Annotated in this window: 17 protein-coding genes; 8 read left to right on the plus strand and 9 right to left on the minus strand. The window is 40.6% G+C overall.

Features of this window, described 5'->3' with window-relative positions; translation table 11 throughout:
• The first annotated feature begins 20 nt into the window (after positions 1-20).
• Together WC222_04705 and WC222_04710 are read left to right on the plus strand one after the other, a co-directional pair.
• Positions 21-2,276: an aconitate hydratase gene (locus WC222_04705; protein ID MFA6915675.1), complete on the plus strand. Its 2,256-nt coding sequence runs from the start codon at positions 21-23 to the stop codon at positions 2,274-2,276.
• 207 nt (positions 2,277-2,483) lie between these two features.
• The gene (locus tag WC222_04710; protein MFA6915676.1) at positions 2,484-3,551 is read left to right on the plus strand and encodes a hypothetical protein; all 1,068 of its coding nucleotides are present in this window, start codon (positions 2,484-2,486) and stop codon (positions 3,549-3,551) included.
• 96 nt (positions 3,552-3,647) lie between these two features.
• Here WC222_04710 and WC222_04715 read toward each other — a convergent pair whose 3' ends face one another.
• From WC222_04715 to WC222_04725, 3 genes are read right to left on the minus strand one after another with little or no spacing between them, the layout of a single operon-like run.
• Positions 3,648-4,211: an NUDIX hydrolase gene (locus WC222_04715; GenBank protein MFA6915677.1), complete on the minus strand. Its 564-nt coding sequence runs from the start codon at positions 4,209-4,211 to the stop codon at positions 3,648-3,650.
• A complete protein-coding gene (gene pknD / locus WC222_04720) occupies positions 4,192-7,245 on the minus strand; it encodes a serine/threonine-protein kinase PknD (protein MFA6915678.1) in 3,054 nt (1,017 codons plus the stop codon). Before pknD ends, WC222_04715 begins: the two co-directional genes overlap by 20 nt.
• Positions 7,246-7,247: 2 nt before the next feature.
• On the minus strand, positions 7,248-7,682 hold the full coding sequence (locus tag WC222_04725; protein ID MFA6915679.1) for a hypothetical protein: 435 nt from the start codon (positions 7,680-7,682) through the stop codon (positions 7,248-7,250).
• 121 nt (positions 7,683-7,803) lie between these two features.
• Between WC222_04725 and WC222_04730 the strand changes: the two genes are divergently transcribed.
• On the plus strand, positions 7,804-9,486 hold the full coding sequence (locus tag WC222_04730) for a hypothetical protein (protein ID MFA6915680.1): 1,683 nt from the start codon (positions 7,804-7,806) through the stop codon (positions 9,484-9,486).
• 304 nt (positions 9,487-9,790) lie between these two features.
• A complete protein-coding gene (locus WC222_04735; GenBank protein MFA6915681.1) occupies positions 9,791-10,606 on the plus strand; it encodes a hypothetical protein in 816 nt (271 codons plus the stop codon).
• An 843-nt stretch (positions 10,607-11,449) separates the two neighbouring features.
• Here WC222_04735 and WC222_04740 read toward each other — a convergent pair.
• Complete coding sequence (locus tag WC222_04740) at positions 11,450-11,902, minus strand: hypothetical protein (protein ID MFA6915682.1); 453 nt, start codon at positions 11,900-11,902, stop codon at positions 11,450-11,452.
• Positions 11,903-12,225: 323 nt separating this feature from the next.
• Here WC222_04740 and WC222_04745 point away from each other — a divergent pair, with 323 nt between their 5' ends.
• Entirely contained in the window at positions 12,226-15,507 is a 3,282-nt protein-coding gene (locus tag WC222_04745) for a BTB/POZ domain-containing protein (protein ID MFA6915683.1), read from the plus strand.
• 188 nt (positions 15,508-15,695) lie between these two features.
• Here the strand turns inward: WC222_04745 and WC222_04750 are convergent, their stop codons facing one another.
• Genes WC222_04750 through WC222_04760 form a run of 3 tightly spaced genes read right to left on the minus strand, consistent with a single transcriptional unit; the run spans position 15,696 to position 20,099 of the window.
• Complete coding sequence (locus tag WC222_04750) at positions 15,696-18,548, minus strand: hypothetical protein (protein ID MFA6915684.1); 2,853 nt, start codon at positions 18,546-18,548, stop codon at positions 15,696-15,698.
• Between the two features lie 30 nt (positions 18,549-18,578).
• Positions 18,579-19,343 (minus strand): class I SAM-dependent methyltransferase, encoded by a 765-nt coding sequence (locus tag WC222_04755; protein MFA6915685.1) that lies wholly within the window; start codon positions 19,341-19,343, stop codon positions 18,579-18,581.
• Positions 19,344-19,346: 3 nt separating this feature from the next.
• Positions 19,347-20,099: a hypothetical protein gene (locus WC222_04760; GenBank protein ID MFA6915686.1), complete on the minus strand. Its 753-nt coding sequence runs from the start codon at positions 20,097-20,099 to the stop codon at positions 19,347-19,349.
• Positions 20,100-20,155: 56 nt separating this feature from the next.
• Here WC222_04760 and WC222_04765 point away from each other — a divergent pair, with 56 nt between their 5' ends.
• Genes WC222_04765 through WC222_04775 form a run of 3 tightly spaced genes read left to right on the plus strand, consistent with a single transcriptional unit; the run spans position 20,156 to position 22,281 of the window.
• Complete coding sequence (locus tag WC222_04765) at positions 20,156-20,578, plus strand: hypothetical protein (protein MFA6915687.1); 423 nt, start codon at positions 20,156-20,158, stop codon at positions 20,576-20,578.
• A gap of 43 nt (positions 20,579-20,621) precedes the next feature.
• The gene (locus tag WC222_04770) at positions 20,622-21,056 is read left to right on the plus strand and encodes a YbhB/YbcL family Raf kinase inhibitor-like protein (protein ID MFA6915688.1); all 435 of its coding nucleotides are present in this window, start codon (positions 20,622-20,624) and stop codon (positions 21,054-21,056) included.
• Between the two features lie 55 nt (positions 21,057-21,111).
• A complete protein-coding gene (locus WC222_04775) occupies positions 21,112-22,281 on the plus strand; it encodes a class I SAM-dependent rRNA methyltransferase (protein MFA6915689.1) in 1,170 nt (389 codons plus the stop codon).
• Between the two features lie 119 nt (positions 22,282-22,400).
• Here the strand turns inward: WC222_04775 and ribD are convergent, their stop codons facing one another.
• Positions 22,401-23,492 carry a bifunctional diaminohydroxyphosphoribosylaminopyrimidine deaminase/5-amino-6-(5-phosphoribosylamino)uracil reductase RibD gene (gene ribD, locus WC222_04780; protein ID MFA6915690.1) on the minus strand — a complete coding sequence of 364 codons (1,092 nt, stop codon included), beginning with the start codon at positions 23,490-23,492 and terminating at the stop codon, positions 22,401-22,403.
• Positions 23,489-25,477 (minus strand): acetate--CoA ligase, encoded by a 1,989-nt coding sequence (gene acs / locus WC222_04785; GenBank protein ID MFA6915691.1) that lies wholly within the window; start codon positions 25,475-25,477, stop codon positions 23,489-23,491. The genes ribD and acs overlap by 4 nt, the downstream gene beginning before the upstream one ends.
• Between the last annotated feature and the right edge of the window lie 35 nt (positions 25,478-25,512).

A 25,512-nucleotide genomic window follows, 5' to 3' on the forward strand; every position in this document is an offset into this window, starting at 1 on the left:
TAGATGAGGAGATTCACAGTATGTTATTTGACCTTCCACTCATGCAAAACTTCTATAGCACGCTACCTGAAAAAATTAGAAAAACCCGTGAACTTCTTAAACGACCGCTTACGCTCACTGAAAAGATTCTTTATTCCCATTTAGACCAATGGCCGGAGATTCCCTATGTCAATGGCAAATCTTACGTAGACTTCAGACCGGATAGAGTGGCGATGCAGGATGCAACAGCGCAGATGGCTTTGCTCCAATTTATGAGCGCAGGCAGAAAAACTGTAGCGGTACCCTCAACCGTCCATTGCGACCATTTAATCCAAGCTGAAGAGGGGGCTGTTCCTGATTTGGAAAGGGCTGAGCACGAAAGCAGTGAAGTATTCCAGTTCCTGCAAAGTGTATCTAGCAAATATGGGATAGGCTTTTGGAAGCCAGGTGCAGGAATTATTCACCAGGTTGTTCTAGAAAACTACGCTTTCCCGGGCGGTTTGATGATCGGTACCGATTCTCACACACCCAATGCCGGCGGATTAGGCATGCTGGCTATCGGCGTCGGCGGTGCCGACGCGGTGGATGTTATGGCGGGAATGTCCTGGGAACTGAAGTTTCCGAAAACTATCGGTGTACGCTTAAGTGGAAAAATGTGCACGTGGACCTCTGCCAAAGATGTTATCCTGCATTTGGCAGGGATTTTAACCGTCAAAGGCGGAACTGGATATATCATAGAATATTTTGGATCCGGCGCGGAAGAAATCTCCTGTACAGGCAAAGGGACGATTTGCAATATGGGCGCTGAAATTGGCGCGACAACATCAGTCTTTCCATATGACCAAAGGATGAATGACTATTTAAAGGCAACGGGCCGCGCAGAAGTAGCTCAATTAGCTGATAAGGTCAGCGCACATTTAAGAGCTGATGACGAAGTTCTAAGCAATCCCACATCTTACTATGACCAGATCATTGATATCGATCTGAATACTTTAGAACCACATATCAACGGTCCCTACTCTCCTGATAAAGCATGGAAACTTTCCGAGTTTGCACAAGCTGTCAAAGACAACAATTATCCTGATAAGATTTCCGTAGCTTTAATCGGTTCTTGTACGAATTCAAGTTATGAAGACATACAACGCGCTGCAAGTATTGCCCGCCAAGCAATCCGCCATCAGATAAAATCTAAATCTCCTCTCACTATTACACCCGGATCAGAGCAGATTCATGCTACGATAGCACGCGACGGCCTTTTAAAAGAGCTGGAGGAAATTGGGGGCTTGGTCCTAGCAAATGCTTGCGGTCCATGCATCGGACAGTGGAAAAGACATGATGTCACCTATGGCGAAAAAAACTCCATCCTGACTTCATACAACCGTAATTTCTCGGGCCGAAACGATGCCAACCCCGGGACACACTCTTTTGTTGCTAGCCCTGAAATAGTGATTGCTTTGTCTTTAGCCGGGAAGTTGACCTTCAATCCAGAGACAGACACCTTGATGAATAATGAAGGGATGCCTGTCAAACTTGATCCTCCTAGCGGTGATGAACTCCCTAAAAATGGCTTTGAACAGGGCGAATCTGGATATGTTGCGCCGGCGGAAGATGGCAGTGGTGTACAAGTAATCGTTAAGCCTGACAGCGATAGACTGCAATTGTTAGAACCATTTAAACCTTGGGAAGGGACTGATTTAGAAAATCTTCAGCTTCTGGTAAAGGCTTTTGGAAAATGCACTACCGATCATATTTCTCCTGCAGGAAAATGGTTAAAATTTCGAGGACATTTGGATAACATTTCAAATAATTTATTTATCGGTGCAGTCAATGCTTTCCGTGAGGAAATAGGGAAGGGTAAGAATAACCTTACCCAGAAAATTGAAGGCTTTTCTGATATTGCACGCTCCTATAAAAGTGGAAATTTAGGATGGATTGCCGTTGGAGATGAAAATTATGGCGAAGGCTCCTCCCGCGAACATGCTGCTATGGAACCACGTTTCCTAGGTGCGCGCGCTATAATAGTAAAATCTTTTGCGCGAATTCACGAAACAAACCTTAAGAAACAAGGGATGCTTGCTTTGACCTTTGCAAATCCAGCAGATTACGAGAAAATCCGCGAGGATGATGTCTTTGCTATAAGAGGTTTGAAAACATTTGCTCCGGGCAAGCCACTTCAACTTGAAATTTTACATTCTGATAGCAAATCCGAGACAATCAATTTAAACCATACATTCAATGAAAGCCAAATTGCGTGGTTTAAAGCTGGTGGTGCACTGAATTTAGCGAGGGGTAAGTAAGAAGGTCTCGTTGACCTTCTTAGCTCCAAAGTAACTTGATTATTTTCTTATTTCTTTTCATGTAGTGGTGCAGAAAGCTCAGTGGTAGACATTTTTTATCTTAATAAAATCATAATGTTTGTTAAGAAAAATTAATTTAACCTTTATTAAATAAACGGGTTTTTACTGATACAATAAAGCTTCTTAAGGAAAAGGAGTCAAAGTAAAATGTCAGTAGTTAGTAGAAACCCTCAGCAAACCGGGGACTTTACCCAAGTTATCTTCAATGAAGAGAAAGGTAATACAGCTAACATTACTCAAACAATGCCTGATATATCCAGCCTAATATCCGCGGTGGTCAGTACCGAAGATCTAGGTAAAGATTTTGAATCATTAGCAGATGTGGCGGATGGCACTTATAGCGTAGCAAAAAAAGTTTATGGATTTCTTCCTCAAACTGAAGGACCCTTCCCTTACATTCCGGATGTAATCAATGAATTATTTGAAGAAGCCTATGAAATATTCACTTCGGATGATTTTTTAGCTGGAGTAGAAAACGCGAGTTTTGCTTTCACTCTGCTTGCTCTGCCTGGAGCGATCAAAGACGTTCTTTCAAAAGTGAAAGGTGCATATGAAGCAGCGAAAGAGGGTGACGTCGAGTTCTTTTGGGATAATACACTAGGCGGTGCTTATGAGTCAGCGAAACTGCTTGGTTCGGCTTCAGGTATGTTGGCCTTCTTGGTTAAAATTGAATATGTGGCTCAAAAAGCTCTACATGTTCTTCCCTACCTCAGCGCTGCCGGTATGGCTTTAGGTTCGCTGGGTATTATTAAAGTCACAGTTAACGCAAAACAGATGAATGAGGCTCTTCACACCTATAGCACAATTTTAGATGAGAATAAAGAGATCGAAGAGTGCTTTACTAAGGTCAAAACCTACGTCAATAGTTTAAGTAATAAGAAAGTTAAAAAGTTCTTTGGTAGAGATCAGGCTTGGCTTGCAGAAAGAATCCTTAGCGCAAACTCTCAGATTGATAAAAACACAGTCATCCATGAGCTTCGCAATAGAATTTCAGCAACCCGCACCTCCTATTTGTTAGCAATGGGTGCAGGGTTTACTTGGCTCGGTGCCAACACAGCCTTCTTGTTTGCCCCGGCTGTAATTGCTGTACCTTATCTACTCCTAGGTGCAGCAGGATTCTCTGTGGCTAAAGATGCCCAAGGCTGGGTCGAAAGAAGAAGCTTCCGCAACATTATGGACGACATCAAAAACAAAAATACTTTCTCCCAAAACTAGATTATTATCGGGCGGCAAGCCGCCGCCCATTCCAACAGTCAGATAAGTCAAACATTGTGTAAGATGCCCTCGACAAGTCTAGGGCTGGGAAAGGCATCAATTCATATTGTTGATATTCAACCAACTAAAAGCTGTTAACAAGTTGCCGTCGATAGGGCTGCCTTCGATCGCTAAGGATTTAAAGGTCTGATAGGTCATCGGGTGGACTTCAATTTGCTCGCTAATTTCGAGTTGAGGTGCCTGAACGTGTCGCGCATTATCGGCATAAATATAATAGATTTTCTGACTGCTAATACCTGCATAAGGGTAGGAAGCTCCTAATATGACAAAATTCTCTGCAGTATAACCTGTTTCTTCCAATAGCTCTCTTTTAGCAGCTTCCAAAGGGTTTTCTCCCTTATCAATATATCCCCCTGCTAAGCTTAAAAGCGTTTTCTCTGCCGGATGACGGTACTCTTTGGTGATGACGAAGAGGCCATCCGTTGTTTTGGCCAGCACTAAGGCCGCAGAGCCTAGGACTTCTAGAGTATAGTAACGGTAGTGTTTCCCATCCCTGCGCTCTAAGATATCTTTGCGTACTTTTACGAAATCATGAAATATTACGTCGCTTTGTATTACTACGGGAATGGGGAAATTGTTCTCAGAAGGGGGCTGTGACATACTGTCCTAATTCTAGTGAGTGGTAACGTTTTGCTTTTTGTTCATCGCCAATGCAATGATAATAGAGTGAAAGTTGTTTGAATAACTGCCTTTTTTCCCACAAGAAGGCTTTTTCCACCCAGGGGGAGCCTTCGCCGATCTTTCTGTTAAGTTCATAGGCGCTCAAAACCCAAGAACGGGGGAATGGCATATCCATAAGTCCGCTGAAATGAATCTCAGCGATTTCCTTATTTTCTGTTGCAGCCAGCCAGCACCCATAGAGGAAGTAAAGTAAAGAACTATCCTGGCTTAGTAATTCGATGGGATAGGTATGCAAGAGAGCGCCTGCTTCATCCCATTGTTTTAAGTAGAGTTTTGACCAAATCTTATAAATATCCACTTGAAGCTGAAAATGACTTTGCTTGGGACCTGCCTGGAAGTCTTTTGTCAATTCGAGCACTTTCTCGACCTTTCTTTGCCGCAAACACTGCCTGAGATAATGCAGGACTGTGCGTTTAAAATTTAATGATTCTGCAGGGATATCGGGTCTATTAATGTTTTCTATGGGTTTTAGATGACAGTTCAAGGCTTCTGCGATTGTTCTGAAAACCAGGGTGTTTTTTTCTAAAAACTCGGTCTCAGCGAGTGTTTCAAAAGTTTTTTGCAAGGATGATTTTGCCAGTTCAATGCAGCCTAGCTCCAACAAACAAAAGAAGGCATTACTTAATACGAGCGTTGAGGGCTCTGGCTGGGTCAAAAGTTCATCAATGATTTCGACAATTACAAAGGGTTTGGCCAACCAGAATGCCACCTGCAAGCTGAAGTTATAATCAAGCAGCAGCTGTCCGGCAGTGTTGGAAAGTTCAATGATAAAGTCTAGAGGTTCCCAATGCTTTTCCACGCTATTAAATAATTTCCTGACACTGAGGCCTAATTCTGCTTTAGGGAGGAAACGGAGGGCTAGTAAAATGAAATGGTATTTTGTTTTCCTGTTAAACTTAGAGGCCTCATACATCCTGCAAATGACCTGTTCGTACAGTACATGCAGAGAGGGGTGGTTGGGGTAACGTCTAAAGGCTAGTTCATAGCACTTCATCTCTTCTTCATAATCTTTCAGGGATTGGTAAACTAAGCCTTTTCCAAGATACTCCAAAGGTGCGCCCGGTGTATTATGCTGCTTAGAAAACTCCTCTAAAGCAAGTTCGAAGATTGCTTGGCTTGTTTGGGGATTGTCGCAATTTCTTGCTTTTTCCAACAGTGTGATCCCTGCTTTAAAGAGAGCTTCCCGTCCTTCTGCACGTCCAGGGAAAGAGTATGCGATACGTCGATATTCACTTAAGGCTATACTGTATTGCTTGTGGGCTAAGAAGGCATCCGGCACTGCTAAACAATTGATAGTGATGTTTAAGCTGCTAATGAAAACGTTAAGCTCGCGCATTTGGAAATCCGCATCGCGGTAAAACATCCCAATGTGGGTACCAGCCATAGGTAAGTGGCTGATATAAGTGAACTGGAGGATGTCGTTAAGGTAGACGTGTATACTGTCATCGACCTTTTCAAAGGTAACTTTATACCATGCGCCGCGTGTAAGGATAATGTCAGGTCTTGAAACGACTTCTAGTGTGGACCTGAGAAGTTTAGTTGAAGGGTTTAGATCGGACCCTAGCCATAGGCAGAAGCCGTCGTTAACATGCTGCCGCTCGGCTATTTCGGGTACGCAAAGCATCAGTCCAATTCCTTGACCATTTTCTCCCATACAGATAAAGGTTTCTAAGCGGGTATTGCCGTTATATGAAATGGACGAAACCATCATAGTGACCCAGTCGGAGGTATCGTGTCCGTAAGTAATCGCTACATGTTCACTGATCAGCATATGTTCTTGGAATTCCCATCCTTCTTTACGGTGGACGTCCAATTCATTGATCAAGAACCATTCAGAACGTCCCTCGATAAAGTTTTCCAGGTCTTTGATCAGCTTATCGATAGAGGGGTAGCGATGTAAAGGGTTGACATCCAAGCATTTCTTGGCAATTTCAGAAAGTGCGCGCGGAATATCCCGATAGGGGGCGACCCGTGAAGGATCTTTTAAAGTCTCTTTAGGAAAGTTTTTTCGGAATTCCTGCAGAGTTCCCCTTTTAAAGGGAGGTGCAAGAGTTAAGAATTGGTAGAGGATGACACCTAAAGAATATATATCTGTTTGCAGTGTTGCCGGCTGGCCGAAAGCTCGTTCCGGTGCCATGTAAGCCACTGTGCCTACAACTTTGCCTACATTTGTCAATCCATGGAAAGAGAAAGATTCTTCTATGGAATCTTCTTCCTCGTTGGTCTTGGGCGAACGTAATAACTTTGCTAGGCCCCAATCGAGCAGCATGACTTCGCCGTATTGTCCGATGATAATATTTTCCGGTTTTAAATCCCGGTGCAGTACGCCTTTAGAATGTGCGTATGCCACGGCGTTACAGATGGTAACAAAGATACGCATTAAGGCAGGAATTGAGGTGGATGTCGCGGGTTTAAATCCATTCTTTTCATTTTTACGGGCACTACGGATGATTTCTTTAAGAGTTTTACCTTCCACAAAGGGCATTGTATAGTAAATCTGGCTTTCATCTTTATGGATAGTATAGATGGGGATGATTGCAGGGTGAGTAAGCTGGCTTGTGATGTGAGCTTCTTTCAGGAAGCGGTTTTGAAGTTGTTTATGCTCCAGAAGGTCTTCGCGGATTTTCTTTAATGCTATTCTGCGTCCACAGGAAGTGTCGTATGCAAGGAAGACCTCACCCATCCCACCTTTGCCTATACTGGTGATAATCTGATACGGCCCGACGGTATATTTGATATCTTTTTGCGCAGGGGTCAAGCCTGAGATAAGCGATATATTCGAGGTGGACATAGAAACGTTCATGGAGGAGGGAGAAGCTTCCTGAGTCTCCGTTTCCGAAGGCAGGTTTAATTCGTGCCCGCATCGCACGCAAAACATGGGTGCAGGAGAGTTCTCCGCCAATGCAAAAGTAGATCTGCAAGCAGTGCAAAAAATCTTCACAGGGCCGTTCATTGCTATAGCTTCCCGCTTTTAGACAATTGCTGCCACAGTTGACGGGCTTCTATTGAAGCGTTTTGAACAAAACAAAGATGCCCTAATTCCTCATCAAAATACACACCATTGAAAGAGCTAAGCGAAGCAACCATCTGATGGAAAAGAGCGTTGATTCCATGTTCATCTCTTTCGGGGAGATTATATCTAAACCCGCAGCCCAGTGGTTTGAAAAAACGGTCTTTCCAATGGCGGAATCCTAAACGCATTGCTTCTTGGACGGAGTCGGCAGAAACATCGGCAGGACTTTCAAAAAAATTTTCTCCTGTATAGAACCATTGGAACATATGCTGTGAAAGTTGTTTTAAAAAGACAAACTGCCACCCATTATCACCAAATATCTTGGCGATATGAATTAGTTTTGGCTTAGGCGGTTCCGCAATTGGATTCGTTGACATTGTATCCTATTGATCAATGCTTTTACTCTAGCAAAGCCCCCTACAATTGACAAGTAATTTTGGGAAAAGGATGATCTCGAAAAGTTATTGAGAGAATTTAAAAATTACCTAGGATTGAAGTATGGCTGCCGGGGCAACCTTTGCGATGTTAAGTAATAGTGCAGAGATTGGATTTATTATCAGCAATATACAGACACAGGCATTACAAAAACAGGTCGATGTAAAATTCACCTCGGCAAATCATGTCATCGCTGCGATTAATAAAGCCTTTAGCGATGCAGTAGTCCAGACTCAGTATCAGGATTATTTTGATATTAGAAGCAAATTAATTAAAAAAGTCACTTCATTTTTCACTAAATGCCATCTGGCAAAACTAGATATTGAATTTCTTAAAAGACACCATAAAGATAGCTCGAGAAAACAGCGCGAGTTAAAAGAGCGTTCCCTTCAGCTGAATCATTTGTTAGATTCTTCAAGGAAAGACCTCCTAATCTATAGATTTAAAGATCATGAGGTGGATCCTATTAGGCTGGTAATGGTGTTGGACAAGTACCTGTTGCATACGGCAGAGCTTATGGATGAGGAAGCTTTGACAGCTGACCAGTTAGAAGTTAGATCGAGAAGTTTTTTTGAAATAGTATTGCCTAACAAACTTCAGCATATTGTTAAGTTGAAGCAGCAGATTCCCCCCGATTTTGGAAAACATATTCAAACAGATTTTGCATGGCTTTTTTTAGAACAAGAAATGGGTTTTAGGAGATATCAGGCTCTAAGTAAAAGTGCCTTCGAAGTCATGAAAGAAATAGTGGAAACGTTTAATGCAGCCATAAAAGACCTTGAAGATGCTAAAGAGTACTGTAATGATGTTAAATTAGAAAAAATAAACAGGAGAATTGCAGAAAATATATTAATGCAACCCTCTCTTAGAATTCCTCCACGGGCTCCCTGCATACAAACGTTAATTAGTAGTTCAGTCATCGAACTTTCCTGTATAGAAACATTTACTTTTAAAGGTCGAGTTATTACCGGGGAGACTCTTCACAAACTTTTGACAAGTAGTTGGAACGAGATTCTTAGCCCTATTCCACCAGATAGCCCCAGGAATAACACCTTAAAGAGGACCCTCCCTTCAGCAGAATTAGATGAAGAAGATGAGGGTGTTGTGACGCAACTTAAACGCATGAGAGAGGAGCAAGAAGGCATTAGAACAAAGGAACAAGCAAGAGCAGGGCTAAGACTGCTTTCGGAGGCTGTAGATAGAATTAACCTTAAAGCAGCTAAGGCTTTGGAGAATCTAAAGAAAAATTGTGTGTTAGTATCCCTCGATAACCCAGCGAAATTAAATGCTGGAAATGTAGTTGAAAAGGTTAAGCCTATAGTAGTTTTAGATAATAGTAACTGTTACAAATCCCTTATGGAGGCTTTAAAAAATACAGATAATCATTTGCTAAATGAGTGGCATGCACGTTATTCGCTAGTGGATAGAAAAAACACCCTTAACAATTTAGATGCTCGAAAAGCAAATCCTTATATAACTCTTTTTAGCAAATGCATGGGAGCTGGTACATCATCACGTCGTAAACCATTACTTACCTTTATTAAATCCTTAGCCGTAGACGTAGGTTTTTCACCTGAATGGGGTTATGTTTCAGGAAGAGGGCTGTCTTTCAAAATTTATAAGCCTATTTTTGATGAACCGTGGATGAAAGAAATTTATAGCTCTAAAGAAAAGCTTCCTGGAATCATAAATCTATTGCTTAAAGCAGGTGAAAACCCTTCAAAGATACTGTCTATGAGGTTATAAAACTTTATGTAAGAGAGTTATTGCATGGCTAAGAGGCTGTCTATAAAGTCTAATCTTTAGTGTAGCATCGGTTTTAAACGGCAAGATTTATTATTAAAAAATAAATTTAATATTTGCATGATGAATATTGGAGATGGAAGGAAAAGTGGAGGCGGTTGGACGATTTCAGAACTTTCAAATGAGAAAATTTATCTATTCCCACTACAATTATTTCAAAAATTCACAAAGACTTTAAGGCCAAGAACCGAAAAAACTACCGCATGAATTTGCAACCAAAAATCCGAAGAAAAAAGAAAGGAAATATATGAAAATTTACTCGGATAAGGCCCTTTCTCAACAACTTGAAAAAACAGAAGCCCGTTATAATGCAGAGTTTGTGCATTCCCGCTTAAGAATGTTTCCTGATAGCGGGGCGGAATGGATTGAAGTTGAGGGAACCTATGCAATGTTTGATGGATTAGAATCTCCTCTTACACAAACCTTTGGGCTCGGATTATTTGAAAAATTATCTTTGAAGACTATTGAAAAATTAGAGAAATTTTACCAACGATTCTCAGCCCCCATCTTTCATGAAGTAAGCCCGATGGCTGATTCCTCTCATATGGATATCTTATGTAAATGCGGTTATCAACCTGTAGAGCTGACAAGCATCCTTTATAAACCTCTTTTAAAGAAAGATTCTGCGTATCAACTTAATCCTGAAATCGCCACACGACAAATGCTAGAAGGTGAAGAGGAAATTTGGGCCTCAACAAGTGCGAAAGGTTGGAGCACCGAAGCCCCTGGCCTATATGAATTCATCTACAAGTTTGCCCAAATAGCAACCCAGAGCCGAGGCGTCCTGTCATTTTTTGCAAATCTAAATGACAAGCCTATCTCAACAGGAATGCTCTACATTGATAATGATATTGCACTCCTAGCTGGAGATAGCACAATTATGGAAGGGCGTAACCGTGGAGCGCAAAATGCATTAATCGATGCACGTTTAAGCTACGCGGCAGATCATGGTTGTTCTATCGCTATGATGGCAGCAAGTCCCGGTAGTCAGTCTCAAAAAAATGCTGAGAAAAAGGGTTTTCGTCTTGCATATACACGTACAAAATGGAAATTAAGGATCTGATATTTCTGGTAGGAAGGGGAATAGGGTTGGCCTTACATTACCCTCTTTCAACTACAATATTTTCGTAACTTCTATCGAGATGTTGGACATTAATACGGGCTGCTGTTCCTTTCTCGCCTAAGATAAGAGCCAAGAATTGAGATATAGGCATTTTTACCGCGTCTATTTCAGTTTCAGTGTTATTGGGAGAAATTCCTATAATGGCATCTCCAATGCGAAACTTTCCTGTTTTCTCTGCATGAGACCCTGAGTAAACTTCAATAACAACGGAATCTTCCCTATTTTGTTAGGATTTTTTCCATCCAATAGATTGATTCCTCAAGCTCTTGCAAGGCTCCATCAATCTTAGATACGAATTCAGCTTTACTTCTAGCTCTTACACTTCACGAAAATGAGCGCCCACAGAAGTACCACAGCGTAATAACTGTTTGCCTAGTACTTGAGCTTCGACTGTATTGGGAATAGAGGAGAATAACTTAATGATCCGAAGAGCGAGCTTTTGTTCTAGTTGATAAGTCTATCATCAACTTTAGCCTTCATCCTTGATTGTAGAGATGTTGCCATGAGATTAATCGACCACCTAAAGCCTTCAAAACCCCATTGTAGTTATGATTTTGCTGAAAATCAACAAGTGCTTCGTTATAGAAATTTAGAGCCGCGAGTGTTTACCTTCTTCTCTTAATGCTTCTGCTTGGGCAAGAAGGCTTTCATTAGAGCTAGCTGTGCAAACACCCTTTAATGAAACAAAAATAAGGGTGATTAGTAAAAGGAATTTTTTGATCATTATTGTAATTTAAGCTTATGATTATATTGCTCAATATAACCTCAATAGAGTTTGTTATCTTAAACATTATCGGCCAAAGACATAACAAAGTTGCGGAAATTTAGCATACGAGTATTTGTCTCTGCGCAGGAGCTCACAAGCTTAGTCAATTGAAAACATTCCTCTTTTAACGTCTCAAAAAATAGTTTTTTGCCTACTGTTTCTTCAAATCTGAAAAAACTCAATGCTACATTGAAACATTGATTTAGCTGTTGGGTAAACTCATCGGATGAACATTCGATTGTTTCCTCATCTAAAACATTTATTTGATATTGCCTCTCGTGAAGAGCTTCAGTTTGGGAAAGATAGATAATTTGACATACTACTGTAGATATTAAGCCTAGCTTACAGGCACCCCAAACAACGCTTTTACCACCTCTATCTATGTCGCAATGTGCGAGTTTCTTTACTCCATCATAAATGTCATAAAGACCGGTTGCTCTCCTTGCAAAGCCCCATACTCCACCTAACATAATCAATCTCCTATTGAAAAAATTTATTATCGTTAGCAAAAAAGTATAGAATCTCTAGCGTTTTAATGGGAGTATAAAACAATAAGAGCACCGACAAGAGGAAAGTTTCACGTAAGTCAAAACCCAACTCTAAGGGATTAAGTTAACAATTTTGATGGATTGATACGTGTAAAGATTTAACTATCAATTATTTACATTTAAACACCCTCGGTGACGCTGGTTTATTAAATGATGAATAAACTATTTAATTAATATCGCTAAAATTAATAATTGCTACAATTAAATAAAGATGAAAAATAAATGTCTATTAATTATGAGGTATTATGACTTCAGTATCTGATAATACAGTAGGCGAAAATTATGTTTATAATGTAACTGAACTTCAGCAAGCAATTAATCAAGGTAGTATAGTTGTTAATGGTCACACCAAATACTTCTATGAACTCATAAACGACGATAACTTCATTAAAAACCCTGAACTCTATCAAGTAGCGCTCACATGCATTAGTTTATCTAAAGATCTTTCCGGAACAGACTCTGAAAAATATGAACAACTGGTTCGGGGTTATACTCTATTAAATAATCCAAAAATGACAAGTTTGGTGGAGAGCAAAAGCAATGAAGACTCCATAAATACTTATGAAAATATACTTAAGGATTGCGAGAAGAAATTCATACAGAACCTTAAAAAATTTATCTCAATCAGAAATAAGCTCATCAATAAACCTACAACAGATATTGAAAAGAAAATAACCAATGAAGGCTCAAAGATTATTCTGCGACTCAATCAATTAGATCAAATCAGCCCAAATAGAGAAAATTCCCTGAGTGAGAAAGGATTGCGTGTTCTTACACAAAGTATGATGCGCAGTAGTGATGATGAAGTTCAAGCTGCTTGGAGAGGCATCGTTGAGAAAGTTGTAAACCTTCTGCATTTTGATGCTAACGATCCAAAAAACTTAGAATCAGTGGAAAATTCATTGTTGAATGGTGAATATGATGAAATTTATATGTATAATGCATTGACAAGTGGAGAAACTTTTATTGATGGGAAAAAAGAATCATTTAGGGAGCTACTTAAAGATTCAAAATTTCTCAATCATCCTCAGCTATACAATATCCTTTTAAAAGTCATTGACAGCTTAAAAAATAAAGAAAAACTCAATGAATTGGAAATGCAGCAACTAGTTACAGCCTATCAGATACTTAATAACCCCACAGTCCCTAGCTTACCAGAGCGACGGTATTATCAGATTTTTGCAAAATATACTTATAATAATGCTATCGCTTTCTGTGAGAGCGCCTTTTTAAGAGAGTTCGATAGCTATTTAGCTGCTAGGGAGAAGGTTATTGGATCAAATTCATGGTTGGAACAGTTTAAAGGTAAAGAACAGTCCATTCAAGAAAAGATAAATTCCTTATCTAGCTCATATAGAGATCAATGGAATGCCATCAAGGCAGCTATCATCCAGATATCAACTTCACAACCAAAAGCTTTTGAAGCCAAAAAGCAATGGTCGGAACTTGTAAATACTCTAAAAGACTCTAGTAGTAATTTTTTTCAAAATTATGAAGTGGAAAACTATCTCTTAAGGGGAATTATACCTTTCAGCGTCCAAAATCCTGAAGATGATCAAGAGGATCACTTTAATATGGTCGACGCAGTAGTAAGAGAAAATAATGAATTTTCTAGAGATGAAGTTTCCTTAGCTACTAAGAAGTTGTTTAAAGAAGGTCTCCAAACAGGTTATTTCAGTGTAAATGATGATAATTTTTCAGAGTTTTACGAGCTTTCTTTAAAATATAACATCCCTTCCCTTAAAGAAAGCTGCATTCGCCATGTTACCAATGGAACAATGAACTTAAATAAAGTTCGGTTTTTACATAAGCTGAACGAACTAGATAACCAAAACCTAAAAGATGAAATTAAAAAATTTTCTGAATCAATAGATGCCTTATCCACGAAGGAATATCTCAAGAATCTTATAAATACTCCTTCAGAATTCAAGGAATTCATCGAAAAAAGTAAAAAACTTGATTTAATAAATACGTTGAAAATTTGCGAATCAGTTTTTCAAGCGAAAATAGTTTCTCTTATGAATGTGAGAGCCGATTTGGTGATTTCAGATGATCAAAAATTAACCCGGAATGAAACAGACTTTGTATATGATCAAGCGAGGGCTCTTAATGTTAAACCCAAAGATATCGATCTTATGTTGGGTGATGCAATAGAGTTAGGTTTAAGTGTATCTGCAGGTGAAGCCTATTCACAACTACTTAAAAACACTTGTATATTGTGCACAACATCTCCATTGCCTGATTTGGAAGATAGAATATTTAAGAGTAATGGCCGTCAGCATTATTTAGATGTTGTTAAAAAGTATGCAGTGAAAATGGCAGAAATAGATCCCAAAAATGAACAATTTAAAATGATTGCTGCACTTTTTAATAATAATTTATTTTCACCTGAGGAAGGTCAAGAACTGTTCAAATATATTTTTTATCAAGTGGGTAGTTCTCATCCTAAAGGGGGAAGAACCTTCAATACAGAGGATGTCTATTCTAGAAGTTCAATAAACAGTTTGAACCTTTTAAATGTTATTGCTCTGTATCAAAAATCTTTTAATGTGGCTGATAAGATAGGTATTGAAGGACTGAAAAACTATCTTGCTCACAACATTTTTTCACTGGGAATAGTCTCTAGAAAGCTAAAAGAAGAATTAGCAACTCTTGATGAGACAAAAAAGAATGAATTTATTGGTTCAGTACGTTCTAGCTTATTTACTTTGTTATCTTACCCTAGTCATGAATTAGGCTGGCTTTCAGCTAAAGAGATATTATCCATTGATAATGAGACTAGAGAGCATGTGAAAAGTAATTATGAATTTAATGACCCTAAAACGAGTGATATTACCGTATTGGTCAATCCTTCAACTGAAGCATCAGGGGGGACATCTAGTCCTTCAGCTGGGTTAACTCTAAGACTCCATAAAAGTGTTTTAGGGCAATCGACATATTTTCGATCTTTTTTTACAAGTGGACTTAGAGAGACAAATTTACCACAAATTACAATTAACGAAGAGGAGTCCGAAGCCTTCTTAGAGCTTGTTAAGTTTATGTACGATGGAAAGCTTGCAATAGATGAAAATAATGTAATTGCCCTCCTAGAGCTTACAAAAAAATATCATGTGGAACCCCATATATTAATTGCTGCTCAAGTACATTTGTGGTTCTCAGACTATATCAAGAAACTCAAAGAAAAGGTGCAGGAAGGTGATCCCATTGATGCTCAGACATGGAATGTCTTACTTGAAATATTTAATGATCCGCATAACGAATTTCTAATGAATAGCAAGTCACTAAGAGAGGATATTTATAAATATTTGATCTTAAGTGTAAACACATACATGAAATCTATTGATGAGCAAAAAGAGCCTAACCTTACACATGCACAAGCCAAAGAACGTTTACAATTATTAGAGAATACTAGGGACTCAAAGATGGGCTTTTATTTACGAAAACGTATGGATAAGTTTTTCAATAATTTAAAATCTAATTATGAAAAATATGATTTTGGCACCGATAACAAGGTACACAGGCCTTAATAATTAATTTTCAGACTCATGTTAATTTTCAAAGCGTTGAAGATAAAAAGGGTTCTTGCGCCATTGCGCCGTGATTCAACATTGTGAATTTAACTATTATTAAGTTTACTTAAGATCGAATTTGAGTAAAAAGCAATTGCTGTTCAAGTTGGCATTTTATAGTTATTTAGTTGTTTGTAAAATTATTACTAAATATTATGACTTAAGTTTTTAATAAGATTATCTAATGAGTAGTCTACCCCCGTCAATAAATCCCAAACCAGCAAATTGAAAATTTTCGTTTGTTGGGTTAATAAAATAATTTCTTTGATTAAATTCTGAGAGAAGTCATTGATAAGTGATTTTGCAGCCTTTAACATCACTTTATCGGTGAAGTTCTTCTTGCTAATCTCTTCTGTAAGAAATTCCTCCATTCTTTTCAGCAAATTATCATGAATGTCTTGTGCATTGAAAAGGGGGGCGCTTTCTGATTTTGTTTTAAATACGGGTTCAGGTTTAATGCCGCCCATTTTGTAAAAGATGAAATTCAAAATAATAAATGGCTTTGAGCGGTTATCTGACATCAGCATTTCATTGATTTGTTGAAGCATTGCTTCTGTAGCGTCTATACTCCATGTTGAAACTAGAGATAGGATAATTCCTATGAGACTATCAAAAATAATGCCTGGGTTACCTATGGAGATCGTTGATTTAATTATGCGTTCGATGGGTTCCTGCAAGTAGCGCACAAAGGTTGCGTCATTAGATATTTTATCAAAGTTTTCTTCCAAACCAATATCCCACACTATATCTTCCGTCGATATGCGATGTATCAGATATAAAATATAGTTCGGATCGAGCAGGAATTCCATGAGTGCCAATGTGGATCCTGCGATAAGTATGTCCCTGCCGATATCCTGTATAGAGCGCGTATAAGTCCCTTGTTCAGACTGTTTGCTCAAGAGGATGCTGAACTTCAGTTGAAGTCCCATCAATTTTTTGAAAATAGCTTCATGTGGATTTAAAGTAATAGCGGGAGTCATTATCCCTTTTTTGCTTCTTGCTTGTAGTATAATGCTTAGAAGAGCCTCTTCAGTAACATTTTGTTTTGCATCGCGGAGTGTTCTTAGTGCTAGAGCATAATCCTCAAAGAATAGACTGGCTTGCCTAAAGAGATGGATTAAGTAGATTTTTTCATCTAATTTGAGGGCGCGTGGATCATTAAGGGCCAAGGGGGCAACATATTGCGAACCTTGTGAATATACAAACTCTAATAATTTCGAGCGTGCAAAGCGTAAGACAGGTGTGGTAGCTTTACTAGGAGCTAAAAGATAATCGCAGACAATACGTTCAAAAAGATCATTTGCAAATCCCAGGGCTTTAATTTGATTTCCAGTACAAATGCGGTTCTGATGCGGATTTAAAGGATTCTTCCACAATTCAACCCAATTTTCTTGTTTTGTGACGTTTTGAATAATAGTGTCCCGTTTTGGAGGAGATGAGGGATGGGTAGTCTCAAGTATTAGGCGTGAGAACTTATTAAAAGCTTCCTCAATAATAGTTGGCCGTTTTTTCTTTTCAGTATAGACAAGCTCAAAATCTTCCCAGGGATTTGTGCGATTTTGCGCCCTGTATTCTTCGCGTAAAAGAGCTTGTAAATCACTGTCTTTTGATATGCTGGACAGTAGTTTTACTTGGTTGAAGGTATGGTTTTTTATATGGGATAAGGCCTTGCAGTTTGAGTTGATAATATCCAAAAGGGCTAGTTTTAATAGCAGCGGATTTTTGACGAGGTACAATAGGTGCTTGTGTATTTCAAGAGATAGGCAGGAGTCGGCAAGGACAGTGGGAATTGTACGAGGCATTTTCGATAACAAGCTGTTGAAATATAAACGTATTGCATTCTCTAAAGAGCCTTCCAAATTAGTATTTATCTCTTTTTTTGTTTCTTCAGTAGTTTGCCAGAAGGCGTCTACTTCGAGTTTGCCATTTTTTTCTGTATAAAGAAGCTTTTCCACCAGTTGAAAGGGATGAATTGATAGTTCGGACTGTTTGGACTTTTCGATTTTTGTGAGAAGCAAAGTGCTTATGTAGTGCGAAATTGTGTCGATTGAATAGCCTAGGAGCCCTTTAATTGCAGGGGGGATATTCATGATCTTTAGGGTTGACTGAAGAAGACTTTTTACAGGTGCTAACAAGTCATTCAATTGCTGCAAATCTACATAAACAGGTTTATCTTCTGTCCCACTGCGCGAGTCCGAAATTTTCTCAGCTAAGCGCTCTATGCAGAGGTAGATGTTTTCAGGGCGTAGGGCATTATCTAAAAGCACTAGTGCAACAGGCGATAGGATATTTGCTAGAGCCTCGCCTAATTCTGGTTTAGTAGGTAATGCAATAGAGAAGAGTCCCCGGAAAAATATGACAAGCTCTTGAGAAAGTTGAAGATTGGCGATACTATCACTTTCAAACGGAAGTGTATGCTGGGATGAGGTACGTGCCTCCCTAAAAAAGTTCTCAAAGTCAATTTTGACGGGGATATTTCCTTTATCCAGCGGGGAGGCACCTGAAGGATTATCGTCTAAAATGGCCTCTTTGGAAGGTTCTTTTTCAGAGGTATCAACGTTAATGAGGTGGGCCTCATAGGCCTCACGAGCATTGCTGTAGTCTTCAAAAAAAAGCGCTAAGGGCTCGATTGTATGTTGCAAGAGCACTTTTTCATGGCTTTTTAATGATCCCGGTTTATTGATCACTAAGGGAGCAAAAAGTTCTTCTTTGTTATTTTCCAAATATTTTTTTAGCTGCAAATGAACGAAAGAAACCGCAGGGCTCTGATCTAAGATAATCTTGGGACCAAAATCATCCAAAAGACGTGAGACAATACTCCAAGCGGTATGTATGGCTTCTTTTTGGAGGCGCGCTTGTTTTTCAGCACGTGTTTCCTCCACAGGTTTTTCCTCTTGTATGGACTCTTCAGCGATAACTTCTGTTACAGGGAACATATCAAGACGAGGAGGTAGAGTAGTGGAACTGTGAGGAAAGCCTTGTCCAGAAACTGAAGCCATATTTCCACCTTTTAGACTTTGTAAAAGAAGCTAGGTGTTGTCTGGTATGCGCCCCCGGATTGCCATAAAGAGAGGAATTTCGGCCCGCGCCCTATTTTCCATCTTGGCCATGCGGCCGGTGCTTTTTTTGTCTGACGCCCATTCTTCCATTGCATCAACTCTAAAACCGGCTTGTACCATCCAGGTGATTAGATCTGCAAGGGGATAATGGAAGCTCCATGTTGTCGATGATTCCTGACCTTTACCGGGGGACATCTGAATAGGGATTTTCATCTGAGATAGATAAGAATCTGTCCTTCGGTATTGAAGATGCTTTGCTTCATCTATTCCCCAGCTGCTTTGCCTAGGAATGCGGAAGCAGGGGTGGTTTAATATCAGGATAAGTTTTCCGCCTGGAGCCAAATGCTTTGCCGCATTTTGAATAGCCACTTGAGGGTGTTCCATATTTTGGAGGGCTAATACAATAAGGGCATGTGTATAGTCTTTTTGGGGCAGTTTAAGGGGTTTTGTGACATCAGAAAGAATAAATTCATGGGAAGGAAGTGCATTTTTCTGAGCGAACTTGATAAGGGATGCTGCAGCATCGACCCCGGTATAGACAAGTTTAGGAGGAAGGCAGCGTGCAGCGATCCCTTGTCCGCAGGCCAGATCCAGGACTTTCTCTTTTCCGCCCGGTTTTAAATCCATAAGTCGAAGTACACCCGGCATGATTGTGGTACGATGGTAATAATGCCCTTCTTCACCTACGAGATTTTGATACCAAACGCCGACGCTTTCCCAACTTGTTTTTGTCATGATCTATTTACCATCAAGGATTTTTTGGAGGTATTTTTTGTTGGAAGTGCTTAAGTTTTCCTGCAACCTAAACCACTTTATTGGGGTATCTTCAACCATATAGTGTTCTGTATCTACAAAAGCTATTTTACCGTCCATGCAGCGTGGAATATTATCGATGTGTATGGAGTCTATGAGCAGGTTTTCTTGGACCAGAGTGTATAGTGCAAAAAGAGTACCTCTTCGGATGCTGTTTCTGTAGTAATTTCCATTACTTAACTTCGCAGAGATATGCATATCTTCAACGACTAACACAAAATGTTTTTGCACGCCTTCTGTTTGAATTTCCGTTGGGGGGAGAGGATATAACCATTTTTGAGGAACTTTGAACCTTTCCCCATATTCATGTGCAATTATCGCATCGCGAATAAGGTTGGCACCTTCGATGCGTCGGCGGAAAGACCACCATTCCGGAGCAGGATGGGAATGTAGGAAGATTTTTAATTTATGTTCTTTAAGCTTCTTATGGGAAGCTACATACATTCCACTTTTACGAGGCTTGGAGAGGATTAGGCCTATTTTTTTTAAGCTAGCCGGATCGGACAAAGGTTTAGATGAAGTGAAAATAGTATCTAATGTGGATTTACTAGGGTGATCCTGGGGGAGGAAATAAGGGCTAAGTTCGTCCCAAAGCTCAGGGGATATTCCTTCAGGTCTTTGATAACCAATAACTTGTGAAAATAAGATTAGAAAGAAGCAAAGGAGTCGGATCATCATTGTGGCATCATTTTTGCTAGTTGATAATAGTATATTACACAGGTTAAGGAGTCTTTATGTCTAGTATAAAAAAAGCTGGTAATGATTTTGAAAGAGATTTTAATGCCCTATTGACCGAAGTAGACCAGTTTAAAACCAAAGTGAAAACCTCAAAAATACCCGAGGAAGAAATCCAAGCGATTATCACCGCATTAAATGCAGTTGAAGATGACTGTACAAATGTATTTAGAGAAGATATGCGCGCATCCATGGAAGGGAATATTCCCAAGAAAGTTTTTAATGAACTGAAAAAGATAAATCGATTATTAGCTAAGATAGACCAGATTCCTAATATGCAAATACGTGTAACTGAACTCATTGTTTCCTTACGGGCGATTAATAATCATATCAAGTTGTTGGATGATTTTGAACGTTCTACTGTTGAACCTAAACGCATTCGTATTAAAGGAGTCGAAAACGACCGGCTTGATTCATATTAATCCCGAGATTAAGTCGTTACCAGGGGTTAAAGGTAGTAAGAACATGCAACTAAAATCCGAAGCATTTCATAATGGAGATATTATCCCTAAAAGGTACACAGCAGACGCTGAAAATATATCCCCTCCATTAAGCATTGAAAACGCTCCCCATGACACTAAATCCTTTGTTCTAATCGTAGATGACCCCGACGCACCGCGCGGTACATTCGACCACTGGATTATTTGGAATATCCCCTCTACCTCGACAAATTTACATGAGGGTTTTAATCTCCAATCGCAGGGAACCAATAGTTATGGCTATCAAGTGTGGAATGGTCCTTCTCCGCCACCGGGAAAGCCGCATCGCTATTTCTTTAAACTGTATGCTTTAGACGCTACCTTAAACTTAAGTAAAGGCGCCAAAAAACAGGCGGTAGAAGAGGCAATGGAAGGGCATATCATCGCGAAAAGTGAACTGATCGGAATCTATCAGAGATGATTTTTCTTTTAAGGCAGCTTGTGATATGCTGGCTTTTTTTTCTCAAAGAAATCACATGAAAAATTCAGTTGTACGTTTAAAGCCCGGAAAAGAAGTTCCTCTACTTAGAAAACACCCGTGGATTTTTTCAGGAGCTATTGATAGCCTCCCGGAATTTATTGATGGAGCTATTCTCCCCATTGCCGATGCTCAAGGAAACATTCTAGCTTGGGGATATTTCAACCGTAAGACAAATATTATCGGACGTATCCTTTCCTTTTCTCCAGAATCTAACCCGTCCACAGTGATTGGGGAGTTAATAGGGAAAGCGATGGATTTAAGAAAGCAGTGGATTTCTGAAGACACCAACGCGTATCGCGTAGTGAATGCGGAAGGCGATAGCTTGCCGGGTCTTGTAGTCGACAAGTATGCAGATTATTTAGTCGTGCAAATCCATACTTTAGGAATGGATCACCAAAGAGAAACCATTATAGAGAGCTTAGTAAAAGCTTTTAATCCGAAAGGCATTTATGAAAAATCCTCAGGTACATCCCGCAGATATGAAGGATTAAAGGATAAATCAGGGTGTTTGTATGGTAAGGTCCCTGCTCAGGTCGAGATAAAAGAAAATGGCCATACTTTCTTCGTAGATATTATCGAGGGACAGAAGACAGGTTTCTTTTTAGATCAGCGTCCTATGCGTCAGCGTATTGGAGAACTTTCGAAAGGTCACAAAATCCTTAATTGCTTTTGTTATACTGGAGGGTTCAGCGTTTACGCATTAGCTGGCGGCTGCCTTAAAGTAGACAGTGTAGATGTTTCGGAAAAAGCTATTCAGCAAACAGAAGTAAACTTAAAGGCGAATAAGACAGATGCTCTCTGGAATAATCATGCAGTAGATGTGTTCACTTTCTTGAAAGATGATTCGCTGGATTATGACCTGATTATTTTGGATCCTCCAGCTTTTGCCAAAAAACAAATAGATATCAAAAACGCATCTAAGGGCTATCGTGATTTGAATAAAATGGCGATGTGCAAAGCTAAACCCGGGACTTTGCTTTTGACTTGTTCCTGCTCGCAGCCGATTTCCGATGAAGCGTTCTTAAAAATTCTTTTCGATGCAGCATTAGAAAGCGGACGCATCGTGCAAGTGCTTGAAAAACAACGTCATGGCTTAGATCATCCCGTAAGTATATTCCATCCTGAGGGTACATATCTTAAAGGATATCTCCTAAGAATATTATAGGATTATCATCAGAATTAACCTTGTCCTAGTATAGGAGTGCGGTGACTTGTCCTTACAGCCGGACACATCGCAGCGCTCCTATGCTAGGGAACGTTTCGCTTAATTGAAACAAAACAAAATTAAAGAGGGAGGTATGTTGATTTGACAACGACGCCCAGATTTTGACTTTCAATAAGCTTAAGACGGATCGCATTTTGGATGTTGTCGACAGGTAGGCTTGAGAACATAGGAAGCCCTTCATTACCCAACAGACAATTTCCATGATATACTATAAGCTCCTGAAAGACACCTTCTTGAATAAATGTTGATTGCAGTGCAGCGCCGCCTTCGACTAATAACTGTAATATTCCCCTGGAACCCAGGTTTTTAAGAACGGCATTCAGCTCCACTCCATTATTTCTAAGCTCTCCAACAACGACTTCGACGCCGTGATCCAACCATGCTTTTTGGACCTCTTGGGGGCATTCTGTGGTTGTGAAAATAACTGTAGGTGCGGCAGTAACATCAAAAAGTGGCCCTTCAGGCGCTAATTTACCCCATGCATCACAGACAACGCGTAGCGGCTGTTTCTCTATTTTTAGCGAAGCCGAGCGGACAGTCAGTTGAGGTTTATCTATTCTAGCTGTACCTGCGCCTACCATGATTGCTTGACAGTGCGCCCTTAATAGATGAACATCTTCTCTTGCGCTGGCATCTGTTATCCACTGGGAGGACTGATCTTTTGCTGCAACCCTGCCGTCTATGCTTGCGGCGCTTTTTATGATGGTATAAGGCAGGCCAGTACGGCGATGGTGGAGATAACTTTTGAGCTGTTTTTCTACCTTTTCCGCAGACAACCCTACATGTACTTCCACGCCTGCTTGTTCCAATATTGCAATACCCTTGCCTTGTACATGGGAATCAGGGTCGCTGAGTGATGTAAAAACTCTTTTTATACCAGCACGGATGATTTTCTCTACACAGGGGGGGGTTCTTCCCCAATGGCAGCAGGGTTCTAAGGTGACATACATATCTGCCCCTTCCGACTGTACGCCTGCTTCTGTTAATGCCATGATTTCGGCATGGCTATTTCCTGGGGACTGGGTATGGCCGCGCCCCACGATGAGATTGTTTTTTACTATTACGCACCCAACCCACGGGTTGGGTGGGGCGAGTAAACGCCCTTGTTCCGCTAAGGCTAGGGCTTCTTTCATCCACATTTGCTCTTTCATCCCTCGCGGTTCATTAACTCTTGCATCATTTGGGGGTCAGCTAGAGTGCTGGTATCGCCTAAGTTGTGAAAATCTTTTTCAGCTATTTTACGCAAAATCCTTCGCATGATTTTTCCTGAGCGCGTTTTAGGCAGAGCTTTGACGAATAAGATTTTATCAGGAATGGCAATGGGGCCTATTTCGCGCCGAACGTGTTCTACGAGTTGGTGTTTTAACGTTGCAGTATCATGGTCCCCTTCGACAAGGATTACGTAAGCATATAGGCCTTGTCCTTTGATTTCATGAGGAATAGGAACCACAGCAGCTTCCGCAACAGCTTCGTGGCTTACCAACGCGCTTTCAATCTCGGCTGTTCCTAAGCGATGGCCCGAGACATTAACGACATCGTCTATCCGCCCAAGGAGCCAAAGATAGCCCTCGGGATCTTTTCTGCAGCCATCTCCCGAACAATAAATATTATTGAAACGGGTAAAGTAGGTGTCGATGAAGCGATCATGATCTCCCCATGTCGTACGCATCATACCTGGCCATGGGCGAGTAATACAAAGGTAGCCGCCTTCATCGGTATGACAGGGGATGCCTTCTTCATTAAGGACGATGGAGGCAACACCAAAGAAGGGGAAGCATGCACTGCCGGGTTTGAGTGTATGGCAGCCTGGCATAGCAGATAGCATGATGCCGCCGGTTTCAGTTTGCCACCATGTATCTACAATAGGGCAGCGTCCTTTGCCGATAACCTGGTGGTACCACATCCACGCTTCGGGGTTGATGGGCTCACCTACAGTTCCTAGTAGCCGCAGTGAATTAAGGTTATGTTTTTGGGGGAGGGATTCACCGTAGCGGATCAGGCTGCGAATTGCTGTGGGTGCAGTATAGAAGACGGAAACACGATGTTTTTCAATGACTTTCCAAAATTGGTCAGGGGCAGGATATGTGGGTGTCCCTTCAAAGATGACCGAGGTTGCCCCATTGCAGAGTGGGCCGTAAACAATGTAGGAATGGCCGGTGACCCAGCCTAGATCGGCGGTACACCAGTAGACGTCGCTGTCGCGAATATCAAAGTAGTATTTATGTGTCAGTGCAGAGTGTAGCAAGTATCCTGCTTGAGAGTGAACGACACCTTTAGGCTTTCCTGTAGAACCGGAAGTATACAGGATAAAGAGGGGGTCTTCTGCTTGGAGTTGTTCCGGTGGACAGGGGATGCCCAGCCAGGGTTCAAGTTCATCATGCCACCAGACATCCCGCCCTTTTTCCATAGAACAGGGTGTTTCGTTACGTTGGAAGACGATTACCGTTTTTACTGAGGGAGATGTCACCAAAGCTTCGTCAGCTATTGCTTTGAGGGAAATTTCTTTACCTCCACGGATTGAGACATTGGAAGTAATGAGAAGGGAAGTCTCGCAATCTTGCATACGGTGAGATAAAGCGTCAGCGCTAAAGCCGCCGAATACTACGGTATGGATGGCGCCAATACGGGCGCAGGCTAGCATGGCGATGGCTAATTCTGGGACCATGGGCATGTAGAGGCAGATGCGGTCGCCTTTTTTTATTCCGCGGGCTTTCAGGGCATTAGCACAGCGGCAGACTTCATCATAGAGATTTTGATAGGTGAGTATACGTACATCATTATCTTTTTCACCCTGCCAGATGAAAGCAATTTTTTCGCGTTTTGAGGAATGGACGTGGCGGTCAATGCAGTTGTAGCTGACATTGATTAGTCCGTCTTCAAACCATTTGTGGTAGATTTCTCTTTGGCTGGTATTCCATTTGTAATTGCAGGCAATGGTGGGATGTTTAAACCAATCTAGGGTTTTGGCTTGATTAAGCCAGAACTCTTCAGAATGATCTAAACTTTGGTGATAGAGATCATCGTATACTGATTGGCTTTGAATATGGGCCTTCATTTGAAATGTGTGAGGCGGGGGAATGCGCCGTTTCTCATCCATTAGATGGCTTAAAACGTTATCGTTTACGAATGAGTCCATATAATTATTTCCGGCTGTTTCAATAAAGGAATAAG

It is taken from the genome of Parachlamydiales bacterium (assembly GCA_041671045.1).
GTDB lineage: Bacteria > Chlamydiota > Chlamydiia > Chlamydiales > JABDDJ01 > JABDDJ01.

Bases quoted from the DNA above. Each gene is read 5' to 3' on its own strand.
- WC222_04735 (MFA6915681.1), top strand. From the start codon at position 9,791: ATGAAAATTTACTCGGATAAGGCCCTTTCTCAACAACTTGAAAAAACA.
- WC222_04770 (MFA6915688.1), top strand. From the start codon at position 20,622: ATGCAACTAAAATCCGAAGCATTTCATAATGGAGATATTATCCCTAAA.
- WC222_04710 (MFA6915676.1), top strand. From the start codon at position 2,484: ATGTCAGTAGTTAGTAGAAACCCTCAGCAAACCGGGGACTTTACCCAA.
- WC222_04715 (MFA6915677.1), bottom strand. From the start codon at position 4,211: ATGTCACAGCCCCCTTCTGAGAACAATTTCCCCATTCCCGTAGTAATA.
- WC222_04775 (MFA6915689.1), top strand. From the start codon at position 21,112: ATGAAAAATTCAGTTGTACGTTTAAAGCCCGGAAAAGAAGTTCCTCTA.
- WC222_04730 (MFA6915680.1), top strand. From the start codon at position 7,804: ATGGCTGCCGGGGCAACCTTTGCGATGTTAAGTAATAGTGCAGAGATT.
- WC222_04705 (MFA6915675.1), top strand. From the start codon at position 21: ATGTTATTTGACCTTCCACTCATGCAAAACTTCTATAGCACGCTACCT.
- ribD (MFA6915690.1), bottom strand. From the start codon at position 23,492: ATGAAAGAGCAAATGTGGATGAAAGAAGCCCTAGCCTTAGCGGAACAA.
- pknD (MFA6915678.1), bottom strand. From the start codon at position 7,245: ATGAACGGCCCTGTGAAGATTTTTTGCACTGCTTGCAGATCTACTTTT.
- WC222_04760 (MFA6915686.1), bottom strand. From the start codon at position 20,099: ATGATGATCCGACTCCTTTGCTTCTTTCTAATCTTATTTTCACAAGTT.
- WC222_04765 (MFA6915687.1), top strand. From the start codon at position 20,156: ATGTCTAGTATAAAAAAAGCTGGTAATGATTTTGAAAGAGATTTTAAT.
- WC222_04750 (MFA6915684.1), bottom strand. From the start codon at position 18,548: ATGGCTTCAGTTTCTGGACAAGGCTTTCCTCACAGTTCCACTACTCTA.
- acs (MFA6915691.1), bottom strand. From the start codon at position 25,477: ATGGACTCATTCGTAAACGATAACGTTTTAAGCCATCTAATGGATGAG.
- WC222_04740 (MFA6915682.1), bottom strand. From the start codon at position 11,902: ATGTTAGGTGGAGTATGGGGCTTTGCAAGGAGAGCAACCGGTCTTTAT.
- WC222_04755 (MFA6915685.1), bottom strand. From the start codon at position 19,343: ATGACAAAAACAAGTTGGGAAAGCGTCGGCGTTTGGTATCAAAATCTC.
- WC222_04745 (MFA6915683.1), top strand. From the start codon at position 12,226: ATGACTTCAGTATCTGATAATACAGTAGGCGAAAATTATGTTTATAAT.
- WC222_04725 (MFA6915679.1), bottom strand. From the start codon at position 7,682: ATGTCAACGAATCCAATTGCGGAACCGCCTAAGCCAAAACTAATTCAT.